The following is an 18,145-nucleotide window of genomic DNA, read 5'->3' as shown; positions in this document are numbered from 1 at the left end:
CACCGCGACAGCCCGCACACCTGCCCTTCCGAGCATCGCCTCAGCCGCGATGCTCAATCACTGTCTTCATCATCCCCATCCGCCGCAGCCGGCTCGTCCTTCGGCATCCCATACAGCCTGACCAGATCGGCCTTGAACGCGGTGAGCGGCGTGCCCGCCTCATCGATCAATCCATACACCGCCGCCAGTTGCTTCGGCCAGTCGTGCAACTCGGTCGCGAAGATCTTGAGACGGGCCATCGTATCGAGCGCCTCGGTCTTCTGTCCGGCGAGCGCCTGAAGCACCGCATAGCGGCGCAGGACCGTCTCGCCCGGCAACAGCGCGATGGCCTTCCGGTGCGCCGCAAGCTTCGCCTGCACGTTCTGCGCGTTGATGGGCAAGAGCGTCGCCGCCCCGTACTCGCCCCACGCCGTGAACAGGAACGACGGCGCGTCACGATATTGCTCCGCCGGCCGCGACCCGTAATACAGCACCTCGGCGCGGTTGTAGTCACGCAGTGTCGGATACAGCGCGGCCAGCCCGCCCAGCACCAGCACGACATAAACGCCGTACGACACCGGCCGCGCGACGAGCCGTAGCGGCCGCGTGTCCAGCAGGCCGATGACGAGCATCGCCGGCATCAGGAAGAACATGTACTGCTGCGGATATTCGACGAGCGCATGCATCATCAGCACGCCGAGCAGCGACAGCCCGAAGATACGCGCCGGCGTATGCGGCGCCCGCAGCACGCGAATCAGCCAGAACACGACGCCCGCCACGAGGATCGCCACGCCGAGCACACCGGTCTTCGCGAGCAGGTCGATGAAGATGTCGTGCGCATTGTTGGCAATCTCGACACCGCCGAGCTCGCGGACAATCTCAAACTGATAGCGCGGAAATTCACCCCAGCCGACGCCCAGCAGCGGATGCGTCCTGAACATCGTCCAGCCGTACTTCCACAGCGCAAGACGCGGCGCGATCTGGTTGGCGTCCTGCATGCGTTCCGCCGCCGACTGCGCGAGACCAAAGTCGTAACGGGTATTGGCCCAGCGCACCGCCGCATTGACCGCGAAGAACACGACGGCGAGCAGCAGCGGCACGAGCCACGCGCGCCGGTCGCGCTTGCCCGGCCCGTCGAAGCCGTCCGACGAGCGCGGCCTTCCCTGCACGAACGCCATCCACAAGCCGCCGACGACGATCACCGCCGTCTGCAGCCACGGCCCGCGGGACACGGTCAAGGCCAGTCCGAGCGAATACACCACCGACACCGCGACCCACACCACGAGCGGCAGCCGACGCGTCTGCACGAAGAACAGCGCGCCCGCCATGGCGAACGCAATGACCGTGGCCAGGTGATTCGCCTGCGCCATGTTGCCGAACGGACGCCGCTCGGTCATGACGTTGTAGGCCACCACGAAGGGCGTGAACTTCACCTCGAGATGAAACAGCTGCACGACCTGGCAGAACACCGCGAACAGCCCGCCGAGCATCAGCGCCGCCGCGCCGACGCGCAGCGCCTTCTCTCCAAGCCCCGCGCGCACGAGCCCGAAGCCCGTATGCACGGCGACGAACGACGCCAGCAGATAGGCGCCGCCCAGCCAGTTCATGGAGGGCTGCGCGATCGGCAGCAACACGGTCTGGGCGACCAGCAGCACGCCGAAGGCAAGCGGCATCAACGCGACGACCGGCGAGGCGAACGACACCTTCGGCTCCGCCACGCGCACCAGCAGCGCCACGGTCGCGCCGAGCGCCAGGTAGAGCGCGAGCGCACTGTATTCGGCGTAGAAAGTCGGGATCGGATACGTGTGGTTGACGACGGCGAAAGGGATCGTCAACGCCAGGCACAGGACCGCAAAACAAAGGTAACGCGCGAATTGGGAAGGCATGAGGGACTGGGAACGTCGGGAACCGGCGCACTATACAAAACTTTGTCCCTGCTGTCCGTCGAACCAACGGATTTACGACGAAAACCCCGCCTTTGCCGCAAAAACGACCCGCAAGGCGCGGTGGCCCCGTAAATGCTGCCACCGCGCCTTGATGCTTCACCTCAGCGGTATCCCGCGTCACGACGCTCCACTCATGTGCCCCTCACGCGCGGCACTCCGGTGGCGCAAGATTGGCCGGCAAGGTGGCCGGATCGACCGGCAACGGCCCCGAACCCGGCGCCGGCAGGGACGAAACCGTCTTGGCCGCCGCGAAGCATTCCCACGTGACCGAGCCCGCCTGCACCACGCCGCGATTCAGCGTCACGCGTGCGGTGGGCGTCTCGGCGTTGTCCGGCGTGGACGGAACCAGCACGAGCGTGTTCGAGCCCGCCGGCGCGACGCGGGTCGAATACGAGATGGTGATCTGCCCTGTGTCGCTATCGACGTGAATGGATTCGACATTGCGCGTACCCGGCGGCGACGCGTAGCCGCCCGCGAAGTCCGCGCCGCTGGCTGCGTTCTCGGCTACCGCCAGCCGCGCCGATGCCGCCAGCGCGATGCCCTCGCCCACCCGGCTGCGCGCCAGATAATCCTGATACGCAGGAATCGCATAGGCCGCGACCACGCCCACGATTGCCAGCACGATCATCAGCTCGATGAGCGTAAAGCCCCGCACCAGCATGTCCCTTGCCCGTCCCAACCACCACACGCGCGGCTCGCGCGGCGCGTGCATCACACCCAGCACCAACGTTGTCATCTCTGCTCCCGGGAAAACGAAAAAAGCGCCCTGCCGCGCAATGCGGACAGGACGCTTCGATCGTATTCAGTGCACGCCTCAGGCGACAGTCAGCCAGATGGCCTAGGTCCAACAGAGCCTCAGCCTGCCGCTCGCCTTCCCGCTTCGAGCGCGCGGCGCTTGAGCAGCCAGCCCAACGCCACCACTAGCACCGCCCCCGCCACTCGCGCCGCGTAGATCGCGAAATCGGTGTTGAGCGCGGGCCAGCGGTCGATGAACGGATCGTCGATGATCAGGCCGCCCGCGATCCAGCCCAGCAGCCCCGCACCGAGCAGCACGACCATCGGAAACCGGTCGATCAGCTTCAGCACCAGCGTGCTGCCCCACACGATCAGCGGGATGCTGACGACCAGCCCGAAGATCACCAGCGTCAGCCGGTGGCGCGGATCCGCCGCCTCCGCCGCGCCCGCGATGGCGATCACGTTGTCGAGGCTCATCACGGCATCCGCGACGATGATGGTCTTCACCGCGGCCCAGAGACGATCGGATGCGTTGATCTCGTGCTCGTCGTGATCCGGTTGCAGCAGCTTGATACCGATCCACAGCAGCAGCAACCCGCCCACGAACTTGAGGAAGGGAATGTCCAGCAGCAGCACCGCGAAGGCGATCAGCACGACGCGCAGGATGATGGCGCCGAGCGTGCCGAGCACGATGCCGCGCGTGCGCTGCCGGTCCGGCAGATTGCGGCACGCCAGCGCGATGACGACGGCGTTGTCGCCGCCGAGGAGGATGTCGATCACGATGATCTGGACGACCGCTCCCCAGTGAAGCGTGGAGAAGAATTCGAGCATGGTGCGGAGTGAAAGCGAAAACGGAAGCCGAAAAAAAAGCGAGGAAGCAACGCTCCCTCGCTTGGTATCGGCTCATACGAAAGGAATCAGTAAGAGTACCAAACCCTCGCGTAGTTTGTCCGCATCGGTCTTAGATGACCGACTTCAGCAGACGGCCCATCTCGGACGGGTTCTTCGTGACCTTGATGCCGCACGCGTCCATGATTTCGAGCTTGGCGTCCGCCGTGTCCGCCCCGCCCGAGATCAGCGCGCCTGCGTGGCCCATGCGCTTGCCCGGAGGCGCCGTGACGCCCGCGATGAAGCCGACCACCGGCTTCTTCATGTTGTCCTTGATCCAGTAAGCCGCGTTGGCTTCGTCCGGACCGCCGATCTCGCCGATCATGATGACGGCGTCCGTATCCGGATCGTCGTTGAACATCTTCATCACGTCGATGTGCTTCAGACCGTTGATCGGATCGCCGCCGATACCGACCGCCGACGACTGGCCAAGACCCAGCGCCGTCAGCTGACCGACTGCTTCATACGTCAGCGTGCCCGAGCGCGACACCACGCCGATGCGGCCCTTCTTGTGGATGTGACCCGGCATGATGCCGATTTTCAGCTCGTCCGGCGTGATCGTGCCGGGGCAGTTCGGTCCGAGCAGCAGCGTCTTGCGGTTTTCACGGCGCATGCGGTCCTTGATTTCGAGCATGTCGCGAACCGGAATGCCTTCCGTGATGCAGATCGCGAGATCGAGATCGGCTTCGACGGCTTCCCAGATCGCCGCGGCAGCGCCCGCGGGCGGCACGTAAATCACCGAAACCGTGGCGCCGGTCTCGGACTTTGCTTCCTTGACGGACGCATAGATGGGAATGCCTTCGAAATCCTCGCCCGCGCGCTTCGGGTTCACACCCGCGACGTAGGCTTCACGGCCATTCGCGTATTCGCGGCAGGCGCGCGTATGGAACTGACCGGTCTTGCCGGTGATGCCCTGCGTGATGACCTTCGTGTCTTTGTTGATCAGAATCGACATGTAGTGACCTCTGTTCGTTTGGCGTCGCCAAGGCTCAAGCCCCGCGCCGCCATTCGTATCTGGTGGAACGCTCTTCTGAGGCAGGCAGCGCGTGCGCTTACTTGCCTTCGGCCGCCGCGACGACCTTCTGCGCAGCTTCTTCCATGCTGTCGGCCGAGATGATCGGCAGGCCCGAGTCCGCCAGCATCTTCTTGCCGAGGTCCTCGTTCGTGCCCTTCATGCGCACGACCAGCGGCACCTTCAGGTCCACCGCCTTCGAAGCCGCCATCACGCCTTCCGCGATCACGTCGCAGCGCATGATGCCGCCGAAGATGTTCACGAGGATCGCCTTCAGGTTCGGGTTCTTCAGCATCAGCTTGAAGGCTTCCGTGACCTTCTCGGTCGTGGCGCCGCCGCCGACGTCGAGGAAGTTCGCCGGCTCGCCGCCGAACAGCTTGATGGTGTCCATCGTGGCCATTGCCAGGCCAGCACCGTTCACCAGACAGCCGATGTTGCCGTCGAGCGAGATGTACGCGAGGTCGAACTTCGACGCTTCGACTTCAGCCGGATCTTCTTCGTCCAGATCGCGGTACGCGACGATTTCCGGATGACGGAACAGCGCGTTCGCGTCGAAGTTGAACTTGGCGTCCAGTGCGATGACCTTGCCGTCGCCGGTCACGATCAGCGGGTTGATTTCCGCGAGCGATGCGTCGGTTTCGTAGAACGCCTTGTACAGGCCTTGCAGGATCGCGCGCGCTTGCGGGATCGATGCGTCCGGAATGCCGATCTTGCGGGCCAGGTCGTCCGCGTCCTTGTCCTGCAGGCCGGTCGACGGCTCGACGGCGAACTTGTGCAGCAGTTCCGGCGTCTTTTCCGCGACTTCCTCGATGTCCATGCCGCCTTCGCTCGACGCCATCACGACGATCTTCTGCGTCACGCGATCCAGCACGAGGCCGACGTACAGTTCCTTCTTGATGTCCGCGCCTTCTTCGATCAGCAGGCGGTTCACCTTCTGGCCTTCCGGGCCGGTCTGGTGCGTGACGAGCTGCATGCCGAGGATCTGGCTCGCGTACTCGCGGACCTGTTCGATCGACTTCGCGACCTTCACGCCGCCGCCCTTGCCGCGGCCGCCAGCGTGGATCTGCGCCTTCACGACCCAAACCGGGCCGCCCAGCGCTTCCGCGGCCTTGACCGCATCATCCACCGAGAACACGGGTGTGCCGCGCGGGACCGCGACGCCGAATTTCCGCAGGATTTCCTTACCCTGGTACTCGTGAATCTTCATGCGTGATTCCTTCAGTCTGAGAGTTGGAGTGAACTTCTATGTGTTTGAACCGCTGATTCTTTCGATTCTTCTTTTCAGATTGCCGTGCGTCCGCGTGAGCGGGTGTGCTGCACGAGGCGAACTATGTCTCCCGCCTGTCTTTCGGATCTGCTTGCTCGCTGGTTTGCGCGCTTGCGTCATGCGTGGCGACCGTGGGTTCTTTTGCGGCCGGCTCATGGCCGAACCAGCGCGGGTAATGTTCCTTGACCGCGGGACCGTCGAAGCGCAACGCATGACAGCGGCCGAGCTGGAACGGCGGCTCTTCGGGCGCGCTGCTGCCGGGCTGGCCGGCTTCGGACCGCTTGAAGGGGTTGCCGCTTTCGATCTTCCAGACGTCGCCCGCGAAGGCCTGGACAGCCGCGGTCGGCAGCACGCCGCACAGTTCCGTGAGATGCGTGCAGCCGACCGTGCCGCGCAGCACCTGATTGGCTTCGCGGCGAAAATTCTGCAGGAGGTTGAGGCCGATGAGCTTGCGATAGGCCGTGTTGGACTCGGCGCACAGACCGCCATAGGGCGCCCAGTCGGACGATGCTTCCGCGCCGACGATGGTGCAATTGCGGTCGATGGTGATGCGCAGCCAGAGTTCATGGATCGGCAGGCCGAGCGGCCGGACGCCCGTCGCGAGTGTGAAGTCGCGCGGCTTCTCGTCGGTTAGACAGGCTTCGATATCCCACAGACTATCTTCGCGCTCGAAGGCTTCCAGCCGAATTGCGCGTCGATGGCGCAAGTGTCGGGGAGCGGGAGGCGAGAGAGGCATGCTGGAAGTGAGCCGGTACGGAGAAAACCGTGCGATTTTAGCATATTGGGTATTTCCAGCCGGACATGCCCCTGAGGATTGGCGCATACGCGTTGCCGTGTGGCGTGATGCAGGTTCGAGCGGCTGTGCTCAGTCGTCGACGATCTCTTCGCTCCAGTCCTCGTCGCCGCCCTTCAGGATCTTGCCGATCGTGCCCCCGGAGAAGCCGCGCGCCGCCAGGAAGCGCGCCTGCCTGGCGCGTTCAGCGGGCGTGTCCGGCAAGGTGCCGTACTTCTTCTCCCAGACGGCCCGGGCGCGGTCGGTCTCGGTTTGCGCGAGCTTGTCGGCAGTCTCGCTGATGAGCGACTCGCCGACCGCATGGCGCTTCAGTTCGCTGATGATCCGGCTGCCGCCCATGCGCGCGGCCCGCCGATGCACGACGCTCTCCACGAAGCGTTCGTTCGACAGCCAGCCGTCGCGTTCCAGGTCGTCCAGCACGGTGTCCAGGGAATCGGTTCCGCTGACATACGGACTCAGCTTTCGCGACAACTCGGCCCGGCTGAACTCGCGACGCGACAGCGCCGCGAGCGCACGCCCTTTCAACGAGCGCTTTGGACGCCTTGGGTCGCTCGCTTCGGCAACCGAAGTCTTGCGAGTGCGCTGGCTCGTGCGGGTGAACACTGCTTCGTCCGCCGCGGCTGGTGGTGCTTCAGCCGGCGCGCATTGCTCGAATGGCTCGAAGGGGTCGGCGTCTTCGAAGGGATCTGTGAATGGCGGAGGCGCTGGCCGCGCGCGCCGGGGCGCGGACGTGGACGGGGACTCGAAGGACGCCGATGTGCGTTTGGCGCGCTGTGCCGGGGGCTGCTCGGTGGCCTGCTTCAGCAGGGCGCGAGCGTGTGCGAGGCGCGTTGAGCGGGGATTTGCGTGGCTTAGAGAGGCGTCCGATGCAGCCGCCAGGTCCGATGCCGTATCCGGCTCGTCCGACCGCCCGCCCATGCTTGCCCCGGAAACGCGACGCGCCGACGCGAAAGACCTCTTCGCGTCGGCGCGTTTCTTGTCACTGCGTGGGAATGCGCCTTTGGGCGAGACTCCGCGCCGTTCGCTGCTTCGTTCGTAGCGGTCGACGGATGCACAACCTTCCTCCGTTGCCTCATCAGCCGGACCGGGCTCCGAAGCAGGCTCCGAACCAGCCTCCGGATCAGCCTTCAAATCCGTCTTCGAACCGGGCCGGCGCCTGAGCATCGTCCTTCAGGCTCGACGCTTATTCGTCGTCGGCCACTTCGGCCTTGACGGCAACCACTTCACCCAGCGCAGCCACGCCCAGCGATTCACGGATCTTGTTCTCGATCTCGCGTGCGATGTCCGGATTCTCGCGCAGGAATTCACGCGCGTTGTCCTTGCCCTGACCGATCCGCTCGCCGTTGTAGCTGTACCAGGCGCCGGCCTTGTCGACCAGCTTCGCCTGCACGCCCAGGTCGATGATTTCGCCCTGACGCGAGATGCCTTCACCGTACAGGATGTCGAAGATGGCTTCGCGGAACGGCGGCGCGACCTTGTTCTTCACGACCTTGACGCGCGTTTCATTGCCGATGACTTCGTCGTTCTTCTTGATCGAGCCAATGCGGCGGATATCCAGACGCACAGACGAATAGAACTTGAGCGCATTACCGCCGGTAGTGGTTTCCGGGTTGCCGAACATCACGCCGATCTTCATGCGGATCTGGTTGATGAAGATGACCAGGCAGTTCGTGCGCTTGATGGTGCCAGTCAGCTTGCGCAGCGCCTGCGACATCAGACGCGCCTGCAAACCCGGCAGCGAGTCGCCCATTTCGCCTTCGATTTCCGCCTTCGGCACAAGGGCCGCCACGGAGTCGATGACGATCATGTCGATGGAGCCGGAGCGCACCAGCGCGTCCGCGATTTCGAGTGCCTGCTCGCCCGTGTCCGGCTGCGAGATCAGCAGTTCCGGCACGTTCACGCCGAGCTTGCCTGCGTACTGAACGTCGAGCGCGTGTTCCGCGTCGATGAAGGCCGCCGTGCCGCCGAGCTTCTGCATTTCGGCAACTACCTGCAGCGTGAGCGTGGTCTTGCCCGATGATTCCGGACCGTAGATTTCCACCACACGGCCGCGCGGCAAACCGCCGACGCCGAGTGCGATGTCCAGACCGAGCGAACCGGTGGACACCACCTGAATGTCTTCGACCGCCTCACCTGCGCCGAGCCGCATGATCGACCCTTTGCCGAATTGCTTTTCGATCTGCGAGAGCGCGGCGGCCAGGGCCTTGCTCTTCTCCGCAGTCATTCCAGCCGGGCCTTTCTTGCTTTCTTCCATGAATCGTCCTTTGCTATGATGAACGGCGTCTGAGGCAGTGTTCACGGGCATTTCCGCTACTCGAACGAGCTTCTCGAAAGGCCTTTTCACACGCACGCAGACACTGTATAAAAAAACAGTAGTTTTTGCAAGCAGGTAACGGTGCGACGCTGCTTTTTCCGCGTCGCCCAAGTTGCACGCCCTGCGCAAGAACCGCGATACACCTGGAGACCGCCGCGCCGGGCGACATTCGGTGCCGGCAATGCCGCTGCGCTTCGCCGCGCATGCGGGCGTACCAAGGCGCACACGACGATGCGAATCCTCATTGCCGAAGACGACAGCATACTCGCGGACGGTCTCGTCCGATCACTCCGCCAATCGGGCTATGCCGTCGACCATGTGAAGCATGGCGTCGAGGCCGATACCGCCCTCTCGCTACAGACTTTCGACCTCCTGATCCTCGATCTCGGCCTGCCGCTGATGCCCGGCCTGGAGGTGCTGCGCCGCCTGCGCGCACGCAATTCGCAGATGCCCGTGCTGATCCTCACCGCCGCCGACAGCGTCGACGAACGCGTGAAGGGACTGGACCTCGGCGCAGATGACTATATGGCCAAGCCCTTCGCGCTCAACGAGCTCGAAGCGCGCGTGCGCGCGCTGACGCGGCGCGGCGCGGGCGGCGGTCCGACGGTCGTGAAGCATGGCGCGCTGAGCTTCGACCAGGTCGGACGCATCGCGACGATCGGCGAGCAGGTCATCGACTTGTCCGCGCGCGAGCTCGGCGTGCTCGAAGTGCTGCTGCAGCGAAGCGGCCGGCTCGTGTCGAAGGAACAGCTCGTCAATCATCTGTGCGAGTGGGGCGAGGAAGTCAGCAATAACGCCATCGAGGTCTACGTGCACCGGCTGCGCAAGAAGATCGAGCCGAGCGGCGCGAAGATCATCACGGTACGCGGACTCGGTTACACGCTGGAGAAAGCGGGCGCGTCGTCGAACGGCGCGGGCCCGCAGCCGCCGGCCGACCCGATGCCCGCCAGCCATCACTACAAGTAGGCGGCATGGCGTCGTCGGCTTCCACCGAATCGCGCGCGCAGAAGCCATCCGCTGAAGCCTCCGCCGACTCCGACACCCAGCGCGACGCGCGCTACGCCAACCCGTTCGCGCCGCCCGACGAGCTCGAGCCCGATGCGCACGCGCATCCGCGCTCGCTCTTCGGTGAAATTCTCGACTGGATGCTGGCGCCGCTGCTGCTGCTCTGGCCGATGAGCATCGCAGTGACCTATCTCGTCGCCAAGTCGATCGCCAACGGGCCCTTCGATCGCGCGCTCGAAGCCGACGCCTACGTGCTGGCGCGGCAGATCCAGCCGGTCAACGGCGTCGCGGAACTGCGCCTCCCCGACGCTACCCGCGACTTCCTGCGCGCCGACAACATCGACAGCGTGTTCTTCCAGGTGCTCGGCACGCGCGGCGAGCTGGTCGGCGGCGACCGCGACATGCCGCTGCCGCACGACGACGACCGGCCGCAGCCCGGCATCGTCGAATTCCGCGACGATGTACTGCGCGGCAACGACATCCGCGTCGCCTACACGACGGTGGATCTGCCCGGACTCGCGCCCGGACGCGATCCGGCCAGCACCCAGCCGGTGCTGGTGCAGGTTGCCGAGACGCTCGACAAACGCAGCCAGCTCGCCAACGACATCATCAAGGGCGTGATCCTGCCGCAGTTCGTGATCCTGCCGCTCGCGATCATCCTGGTGTGGTTCGGACTGTCGCGCGGGCTTGCGCCGCTGCATGCGCTGCAATCGAATATCCGGGCGCGCCGTCCGGACGATCTCTCGCCGCTGGAGGCCGACCGCGCCCCGCCGGAGATCGCGCCGCTGGTCGCCTCGTTCAACGATCTGCTCACGCGGCTCGAACAGAACATGGAGTTCCAGAAGCGTTTCATCGCCGATGCCGCGCATCAGATGAAGACGCCGCTCGCCGGCTTGCGCATGCAGGCCGAGTTTGCGATGCGCCAGGAGGTGTCGGCGGAGGTGCAGCGCTCGCTGGAACAGATCGCGACGAGCTCCGAACATGCCGCCCGCCTCGTCACGCAATTGCTGGCGCTGGCGCGCGCCGAGAATCGCGCGGCGGGCGGCATCTTTGCGCGTATCGAGCTGACGGCGCTCGCGCGCCTCGCGGTGCGCGACTGGGTGCAGCCTGCGCTCGCCAAGGGCATGGACCTGGGCTATGAGGAGCCGCCTCATCCGGTGGAGGTGGAAGGCAATGTCGTGATGCTGCGGGAGATGCTCTCGAACCTGATCGACAACGCGATCCGCTACACGCCCGCGGGCGGGCGCATCACCGTGCGCGTGCGGACGGACGAGGACAACCTCGATCTCGTGCATCTCGAAGTAGAAGACTCGGGGCTCGGCATTCCGGCGGCGGAGCGCGAGCGCGTGGTGGAGCGCTTCTACCGGATTCTCGGGCGCGAAGGCGACGGCAGCGGGCTCGGACTTGCGATCGTCAAGGAGATCGCGACGATGCACGGCGGCACGCTCACGATCGAGGATCACGTGTATCAGGACAGCCCCCGGCTGGCCGGAACCCTTGTACGGGTCAGCCTCCAGCGGGTTTATCCTGCCCGGGACAAACCCTGAGCGTCCGGATCGATTTTTTCTCGCTTGGGCGTTGGAAGCCCGACGTTGCCCGAAATTAAACGATCGTTTGCACCACGATCCCGTCAAATCGCTGCGTTCTGCCAGCAAAGGCAGCGCTGAAGGCCTGACGCCGCGCGTCAGAACGCCGTAAGTTTTCGTTCCAATAATCGTTGCACCGGAACCGCCAGGTCGCGGACCGACGTATTCGAAAAATCAGATCAGGACAGGAGGCGGTACATGGCTACGGTTGAGGGGCGCGTTTCGCACGCACCGATGACGGCGGAGGAAAAGAAGGTCATTTTCGCTTCGTCGCTCGGGACGGTGTTCGAGTGGTACGACTTCTATCTGGCGGGCTCGCTCGCCGTCTACATCAGCAAGACCTTCTTCTCGGGCGTGAACCCGACGGCCGGCTTCATCTTCACCCTGCTCGGCTTCGCGGCGGGCTTTGCAGTGCGTCCGTTCGGCGCGATCGTGTTCGGGCGGCTCGGCGACATGGTCGGGCGCAAGTACACGTTCCTCGTGACGATCGTGATCATGGGCCTGTCGACGTTCCTGATCGGCTTCCTGCCGGGTTACGCGACCATCGGCATCGCGGCGCCGGTCATCTTCATCGCGATGCGTCTGTTGCAGGGCCTCGCGCTCGGCGGCGAGTACGGCGGCGCGGCCACCTATGTCGCGGAGCACGCGCCCTCGAACAAGCGTGGCGCGTGGACGGCGTGGATCCAGACCACGGCGACGCTCGGCCTGTTCATCTCGCTGATCGTGATTCTCGCGGTGCGCACGGCGGTCGGCGAGGAACAGTTCGGCGCATGGGCGTGGCGCATCCCGTTCCTCGTGTCGATCCTGCTGCTCGCGGTGTCGGTGTGGATCCGGATGAAGCTGCATGAATCGCCGGTGTTCGAGCGCATCAAGGCCGAAGGCAAGACCTCGAAGGCGCCGCTCACCGAGGCGTTCGGCGAGTGGAAGAACCTGAAGATCGTGCTGCTGGCGCTGTTCGGCCTGACGGCGGGCCAGGCGGTCGTGTGGTACACGGGCCAGTTCTATTCGCTGTTCTTCCTCACGCAGACGCTCAAGGTGGACGGCACCAGCGCGAACATCATGGTCGCCGTGGCGCTGCTGATCGGCACGCCGTTCTTCGTGTTCTTCGGGTCGCTGTCGGACCGCATCGGACGCAAGCCGATCATCATGGCCGGCTGCCTGATCGCCGCGCTCTCGTTCTTCCCGCTGTTCAAGGCACTCGCCCACTACACGAATCCGACGCTCGAGGCCGCGACGCTCAAGTCGCCGATCGTCGTGATCGCGAATCCGGACGAGTGCTCGTTCCAGTTCAATCCGGTGGGCACGTCGAAGTTCACGTCGTCGTGCGATATCGCGAAGGGCGCGCTGTCGAAGGCCGGCCTGAACTATGAGAACGTGGCGGCGCCGGCGGGCACGCTGGCGCAGATCAAGGTGGGCGAAACGGTCGTCAACACCTATGACGGCAAGGGCGCCGACGCCAAGGCCCAGGGCGCCGCGTTCGACAAGACGCTCGCCGGCACGCTGAAAAGCGCGGGCTATCCGGCGAAGGCCGATCCGGCGCTGATCAACTGGCCGATGGCGATCGTGGTGCTGACCATCCTCGTGATCTTCGTGACGATGGTGTACGGGCCGATCGCGGCGATGCTGGTCGAGATGTTCCCGGCGCGGATCCGCTATACGTCGATGTCGCTGCCGTATCACATCGGCAATGGCTGGTTCGGCGGCTTCCTGCCGGCGACGGCCTTCGCGATCGTCGCGGCCAAGGGCGACATCTACTCGGGGCTGTGGTATCCGATCGTGATTGCGCTGGCGACGTTCGTGATCGGCATGCTGTTCGTGAAGGACACGCGCAAGTCGAACGTGTATCACGAGGATTGAGGAGGCCGGGGCGGGCTGTTTTAATAAATCGCAGGGGAAGGCTTGACAGCCCGGACCGCCCTCTGCATAATCTCGTCTTTCGGCGAATTAGCTCAGTCGGTTAGAGCGACGGAATCATAATCCGCAGGTCCGGGGTTCGAATCCCTGATTCGCCACCAGCTTCAAGAAAAAGCCGCTGTTCCGAAAGGAACAGCGGCTTTTTTGCGTTCCGGCTGCGGAGATCCTCTGGTAGGGCGCGTGTGGCGTCCGTCTCAGGTGCCGGCAATTCCCGAAGACAGATTGCCACACGGCACCGCTACCCTTCCCGATAACACGTCCTGAACCACCCAAGCCGGTGCCCGCGCTATCTGTTCGGCTCGTTCTCCAGAGGTTCAAGCGTGCCGTCCGACGTCACTTCAAATGCATAGAGACTGCGCTGCGGCGTCTCGCCCAAGTTCACAAGCTCGCTAAGAATTTTTCTCATCCCACCAGACCACGGTCCAAGCGGGCAGCGCCTGCTTGATAGCGCGCGCAATCGCGACTCCCTCCGCATTGAATTTGGTCCAGTCCAACCGGTTCCGACGCTCCTCCGGCGGATTGAAATCATCGTTGATGTTGTACCAGTCGGCCCACTGCTCAAGCCGCGCCTTCAGATCATCTGACACCGGAAGTTCTTCCGGATCCATGTGCATGCCATCGAAATGCCATATGCCGTTCGACGTGTACTCCGGCATGACCCGGACGTAATCAGGGTTCTCGACAATCTCAAACTCGTCTTCTTCGTGCCTTGACATGTTTTGAAGCTCGGTGTCAGTCGTTCCAGTTGGCGGACATCAATGCCGCGCTCGATTCTCACACGCTGATACGAGCCAACGAATGACGGGCTCGCAAAGGCATCCCCACGACGTTTGCTTACAAATGTCACACCTCCCGCGTCCACCGCGCGCGCGGCATCGCGTTTATGGCAGACAGGCACCCGCGCTTCGCATGCCGACAACCGGAGTCACCGCCATGAACGCCCTTCCCCAGATCCAGTCCGACGTCCCGACGAAAGCGTCGCGCATTCATCCGCTGGTCGCGGCTGCGGCCGTGTCGGTGATCCTTGCGTGCGGCACCGGCATCGCGGCGATGACCGGGCTGCTGCCGTCGTCGAAAGCGACCGCGACCACCGTCACGGCCTCACCGCTCGTCGATGCGCAAGTTGCGGGAACCGCACCGTCGCAGCCAGCGAGCCAGAAGAACACCCCCCTGCCGCGCGCAGTACGCGGACATCACGTGAATCCCGCGCGCGCCGTCGAGCCGGTTCGCGAGACCGTCCAGCCTGCACAGAATCCCGTCCCCGCCTACGATCCCTACGCCGGCCAGGTGACCGCCGTCAACGCCGTGCAGACCGCGCAGCCGTCGACGGGCATCGGCGCGATCGGCGGCGCGGTGGTCGGCGGCCTCGCGGGCACGCAGATCGGCAATGGCCGCGGCCGCACGGCGGCGACGATTCTCGGCGCGATCGGCGGAGGCCTCGCGGGCAACCAGATCGAGCACGTCGTTCACAAGTCCACCACCTATCAGGTGCAAGTCCGCATGAACGACGGCAATGTGCGCAGCTTCAACTACGACGCCGCGCCGGGCGTGGCCGTCGGCCAGAAGGTGCGCGTGTCGGGCGAGACCTTGACGCCCGCCTGAAACAAAAGACTCAACGCTTAAGACAAGCCTAATTTTCCGGTGCGAAGATGCATTCATGTCGAATGCATCCGCGCAACCCGCGTCCCGGCGTCGCGCAACGCGCCGGCCTACGCGAGAAACTCTATCGGGAGTGCTTCTGTGAAGAAGAAATCGACCAGCATGAAATCCGGCCGTCCGGCCATGTCGCCGTTGCTCCGCTCGCTGACGTACAGCCGCGCGGCGCGCGAGCCGATGATCGACGGCATGCTGTTGCAGTGTTACGCCGCACTCGATGCATTCGATCGCGGCCACGGCTCGCAGACGCTCTTCATGACGCTGTGCCGTCACCTTCTGGTTGCCGAGGAACTGTGTCAGCTGGGCCACGCAGCCGATTGCGCCGACGCCATCACGGTCGCACACGAAGCGCTCGTCGCACTCGATACGCATCACTCAGCCGAAGGCGCGTGGATCCTCGATGCCGACGCCCACGCTCAACTCTGCACGGCGCTCGCGCTCTTCGGTCAGCAACTGGAGGAAGCGACGCTCGAGCACATCGCCCAGGCGGAAGCCCGGATGGTCACGCAATCGCTGCTCGCCGCGAGCATGCGCTCGGGCCTCAAGCGCGCTCAACCTGCGTGATGGAAAAAGAACGGTGGCGTGTTCGCAACACATGACATCCGTACTTTCCCGGAAAACATGCAGCAACCGGAACAAATGTTTGCGACCGAACAGTCAGACGAATGAACGCTCACGATACTTGTCCTTAGCGCACGGGGGGAAGCAGTACGGCGCGCTGAGAGACCGAGAAACAGGATGGGCGGCACTCGAACGGTTCGTTGATGGAAGCAAAGCGCACAAGCCGGATCACAACAACAACACGCGCATGCTTTTGACAACGGCCCTGTGAGTCGCGGGCAAACAAGCCGACGCTCCGACAAAACGATGTTCAAAAGCCGGCTCACGCCGGCTTTTTCTTTTGCTGTCACGCTGAAGTCAACGCTGAACAACCAAACAAATTCAGCGATACCGCGAAAACATCCGCCGCGCGCATTCCGTGCACCAGACACGCGGCGCAAGCTCCGCCCGGGCGCTCCAGACATGACCGAACGCGCACTGCCATTGAAGCGGCGTGGCGTCGTCGACATAGCACGGTGAAAGCAGCACGCCGCCGCGTGCCTGCGCCATGTCGCGCAGGCGCCGCGTGGCCGCATCGCGACGCTGCAATGCGCAGTTCATGCACCGCACGTTCTGCGCCGATTCGGGCGATGCATCCCACGCATGTCCGCACGTACACGTCCACAGCACGGAGGCATCCGGGTTCGCTCCACTCGCCGCGCGTTCCCGATAACGCGCCGCTGCCGCCATCGGCTGACGATACGCGTTGCGCTTGTCCAGGCGTGCCATGGGATGCAAGGCAGCGGTCAGTGCTGACCGCCGCGGATCGACTCGGAGCGCGAGGTCGTCACCACCGTGCCGTCCGGACCGAAGTGCGCATTGAACATCGCGTCCTGGTTCACGCCGTCCTCCAGCCAGTGCCAGCTCCACACGCGCTCCTTCTTGAGCGGATATTCGGCGATGGTCGTCGGCTTGCCCAGCAGCCTGCGGGCTTCGTCCATGGTCATGCCGGGACGAACCTTCGCGAAGTTCGCGGCCGTCAGGACCTGAGTGACGGACACGAAGCGGCCGTTGGCATCGAGGTCGACCATATAGGTATTCGTGCCGGCGGGACCGCGCGGATATTCGAGGCGCTTGCTGCCGTCGGTGAAATTCCGCTCGGTCTCGGGCTCGCCCATCTGGTCGCGGATCTGCGCCTCGGTCGTGACGCCCGGCTGCAGGTTCTTGAGCAGCAGCGTGTCCGGCTTCACCGCATTGAAGAACGCCTTGAGCTTGTTCACTGCATCCTCGCCAGATTGCTGATCGCAGCCCGACAGCAGCACCGCAGCCGATACCGCGACCAACACGCTGCACACGATCTTTCTCATCTCCGCTCCCCTCGCCCGCGTGTCCACGCGCGGAATCAGCCGCCGGCCGAGCCCAGCAGCGGCATCGGATCGATGGCGGCACCCGCCTTTCTCACTTCGAAGTGCAGCGCCGGCGTGCCGCTCGGGCCGGTACCCATGTCGGCGATGGTCGCGCCCTGCTTGACGGTATCGCCTTCCTTCACGAGCAGCTTTTCGTTGTAGGCGTAGGCGGTGAGATAGTCGTTGCCGTGCTTGACGATGATCATGCGGCCATACGAGCGCAAGCCGCTGCCCGCATACACGACCTTGCCGGCCGCCGCGGCCTTGACCGGCTGGCCGACCTTGCCTTCGATGTCGATACCCTTGTTGCCGCTCGCCCCGAACTTGCGGACGACGTCACCGTGCGCAGGCCACGCGAAAGTGCCCTTGCCTACGGGGGCGCTGCTGGTGCTCGCATGTTCCGTGGCCGGGGCAGGGGCCTGGGCAGGCTTCGCGGCCGCTGACTTGTCGGGCGTCGACAGGAGCGGCGGCTGCGCCGACTTCACCGTCGATGAAGACGCAGTTGCCGAAGCAACGCCTGTCGAGCCCGGCGGCATGACCCGCAACACCTGTCCGATGTTGACCTGCTTGCTCTCGGGCAGATGGTTCCACGTGATCAGATCGGCGGGTTGCTGCTTGAAAGTGCGCGAGATGCCATAGAGCGTGTCGCCCGGCTTGACCCGATAGAAGCCCGCTTCGACCGGCGCTGTCGGCGCAAGCGGCGCAACGACAGGCGCCGCGAGCGGCACGGCTGGCGCGGTCGTCACGCCCGCAGACGGGCTCTGCACGACCGGCGGCGCACTGCTCACCGAACTTTCGACGATCGGCGCCGGCGTGCGCGGCGTCGACGAACACGCGGCCAGACCGGCCGCCATCCCCGCTGCTAGCAGCGTTCTCATGATCGAACGATGCGTGTTCGATCCCCGCGCCGCCTGCATTCCGAACGCTTCCATGTGCATCACCACCTGCTTTCTCATGCTTTTAGTCTTGAACTTTTCTGACTTGCGACCGCGTCGGCACGCGGCTGCCTGCCGCGCGCCGCTCATGCCACCTGCGCCGCGCGGATCCCGATTGCTGGAACAGCACAAACTTCGCCAGCATAAAACATTGGCGGAGCGAATTCGT

17 protein-coding genes and 1 tRNA gene are annotated in these 18,145 nt (G+C 64.5%); 6 read left to right on the top strand and 12 right to left on the bottom strand.

What is annotated here, in order from left to right; all coding sequences use genetic code 11:
- Window positions 1-53 precede the first annotated feature (53 nt).
- The 8 genes from QCE69_RS02235 to recA form a co-directional block, all read right to left on the bottom strand.
- On the bottom strand, window positions 54-1,865 hold the full coding sequence (locus tag QCE69_RS02235; RefSeq protein WP_309929241.1) for a Wzy polymerase domain-containing protein: 1,812 nt from the start codon (window positions 1,863-1,865) through the stop codon (window positions 54-56).
- 202 nt (window positions 1,866-2,067) lie between these two features.
- Window positions 2,068-2,637 carry a pilin gene (locus tag QCE69_RS02230; protein ID WP_409021193.1) on the bottom strand — a complete coding sequence of 190 codons (570 nt, stop codon included), beginning with the start codon at window positions 2,635-2,637 and terminating at the stop codon, window positions 2,068-2,070.
- 143 nt (window positions 2,638-2,780) lie between these two features.
- The gene (locus QCE69_RS02225; RefSeq protein WP_309913968.1) at window positions 2,781-3,491 is read right to left on the bottom strand and encodes a TerC family protein; all 711 of its coding nucleotides are present in this window, start codon (window positions 3,489-3,491) and stop codon (window positions 2,781-2,783) included.
- A gap of 130 nt (window positions 3,492-3,621) precedes the next feature.
- Entirely contained in the window at window positions 3,622-4,503 is an 882-nt protein-coding gene (sucD, locus tag QCE69_RS02220) for a succinate--CoA ligase subunit alpha (protein ID WP_309807333.1), read from the bottom strand.
- Window positions 4,504-4,600: 97 nt separating this feature from the next.
- Window positions 4,601-5,782, bottom strand: a complete 1,182-nt coding sequence (gene sucC, locus QCE69_RS02215; RefSeq protein WP_309919563.1) for an ADP-forming succinate--CoA ligase subunit beta — start codon at window positions 5,780-5,782, stop codon at window positions 4,601-4,603.
- A gap of 106 nt (window positions 5,783-5,888) precedes the next feature.
- Window positions 5,889-6,563: a DUF2889 domain-containing protein gene (locus tag QCE69_RS02210; protein WP_309913967.1), complete on the bottom strand. Its 675-nt coding sequence runs from the start codon at window positions 6,561-6,563 to the stop codon at window positions 5,889-5,891.
- Between the two features lie 129 nt (window positions 6,564-6,692).
- Window positions 6,693-7,223: a recombination regulator RecX gene (recX, locus tag QCE69_RS02205; protein ID WP_309929239.1), complete on the bottom strand. Its 531-nt coding sequence runs from the start codon at window positions 7,221-7,223 to the stop codon at window positions 6,693-6,695.
- A gap of 580 nt (window positions 7,224-7,803) precedes the next feature.
- Window positions 7,804-8,874 (bottom strand): recombinase RecA, encoded by a 1,071-nt coding sequence (gene recA / locus QCE69_RS02200; protein WP_309807330.1) that lies wholly within the window; start codon window positions 8,872-8,874, stop codon window positions 7,804-7,806.
- Between the two features lie 291 nt (window positions 8,875-9,165).
- On the opposite strand from recA, the gene QCE69_RS02195 reads away from it, so the two are divergent.
- The 4 genes from QCE69_RS02195 to QCE69_RS02180 all read left to right on the top strand — a co-directional run bounded on the left by QCE69_RS02195 (window position 9,166) and on the right by QCE69_RS02180 (window position 13,540).
- Window positions 9,166-9,900 (top strand): response regulator transcription factor, encoded by a 735-nt coding sequence (locus QCE69_RS02195; protein ID WP_309929236.1) that lies wholly within the window; start codon window positions 9,166-9,168, stop codon window positions 9,898-9,900.
- A gap of 5 nt (window positions 9,901-9,905) precedes the next feature.
- Window positions 9,906-11,486 carry a sensor histidine kinase N-terminal domain-containing protein gene (locus QCE69_RS02190; protein ID WP_309929234.1) on the top strand — a complete coding sequence of 527 codons (1,581 nt, stop codon included), beginning with the start codon at window positions 9,906-9,908 and terminating at the stop codon, window positions 11,484-11,486.
- A 237-nt stretch (window positions 11,487-11,723) separates the two neighbouring features.
- Window positions 11,724-13,382, top strand: coding sequence for an MFS transporter (locus tag QCE69_RS02185; protein ID WP_309913957.1), 1,659 nt, complete (start codon window positions 11,724-11,726; stop codon window positions 13,380-13,382).
- Between the two features lie 81 nt (window positions 13,383-13,463).
- Window positions 13,464-13,540, top strand: a tRNA-Met gene (locus QCE69_RS02180).
- A 288-nt stretch (window positions 13,541-13,828) separates the two neighbouring features.
- Here QCE69_RS02180 and QCE69_RS02175 read toward each other — a convergent pair.
- Entirely contained in the window at window positions 13,829-14,155 is a 327-nt protein-coding gene (locus QCE69_RS02175; protein ID WP_309929232.1) for a hypothetical protein, read from the bottom strand.
- 217 nt (window positions 14,156-14,372) lie between these two features.
- Here QCE69_RS02175 and QCE69_RS02170 point away from each other — a divergent pair, with 217 nt between their 5' ends.
- The gene (locus tag QCE69_RS02170) at window positions 14,373-15,041 is read left to right on the top strand and encodes a glycine zipper 2TM domain-containing protein (RefSeq protein WP_309929229.1); all 669 of its coding nucleotides are present in this window, start codon (window positions 14,373-14,375) and stop codon (window positions 15,039-15,041) included.
- A gap of 138 nt (window positions 15,042-15,179) precedes the next feature.
- Window positions 15,180-15,659 carry a hypothetical protein gene (locus tag QCE69_RS02165; protein ID WP_309913948.1) on the top strand — a complete coding sequence of 160 codons (480 nt, stop codon included), beginning with the start codon at window positions 15,180-15,182 and terminating at the stop codon, window positions 15,657-15,659.
- Between the two features lie 378 nt (window positions 15,660-16,037).
- On the opposite strand, the gene QCE69_RS02160 is transcribed toward QCE69_RS02165, so the two are convergent.
- Genes QCE69_RS02160 through QCE69_RS02150 form a run of 3 tightly spaced genes read right to left on the bottom strand, consistent with a single transcriptional unit; the run spans window position 16,038 to window position 17,997 of the window.
- The gene (locus tag QCE69_RS02160; RefSeq protein ID WP_309929227.1) at window positions 16,038-16,424 is read right to left on the bottom strand and encodes a hypothetical protein; all 387 of its coding nucleotides are present in this window, start codon (window positions 16,422-16,424) and stop codon (window positions 16,038-16,040) included.
- Between the two features lie 17 nt (window positions 16,425-16,441).
- Entirely contained in the window at window positions 16,442-17,002 is a 561-nt protein-coding gene (locus tag QCE69_RS02155; RefSeq protein ID WP_309913943.1) for a hypothetical protein, read from the bottom strand.
- A 35-nt stretch (window positions 17,003-17,037) separates the two neighbouring features.
- The gene (locus QCE69_RS02150; RefSeq protein ID WP_309929225.1) at window positions 17,038-17,997 is read right to left on the bottom strand and encodes a peptidoglycan DD-metalloendopeptidase family protein; all 960 of its coding nucleotides are present in this window, start codon (window positions 17,995-17,997) and stop codon (window positions 17,038-17,040) included.
- Between the last annotated feature and the right edge of the window lie 148 nt (window positions 17,998-18,145).

Source organism: Caballeronia sp. LZ032 (genome assembly GCF_031451315.1).
GTDB lineage: Bacteria > Pseudomonadota > Gammaproteobacteria > Burkholderiales > Burkholderiaceae > Caballeronia.
This window is presented reverse-complemented; position numbering and strand designations above follow the sequence as displayed.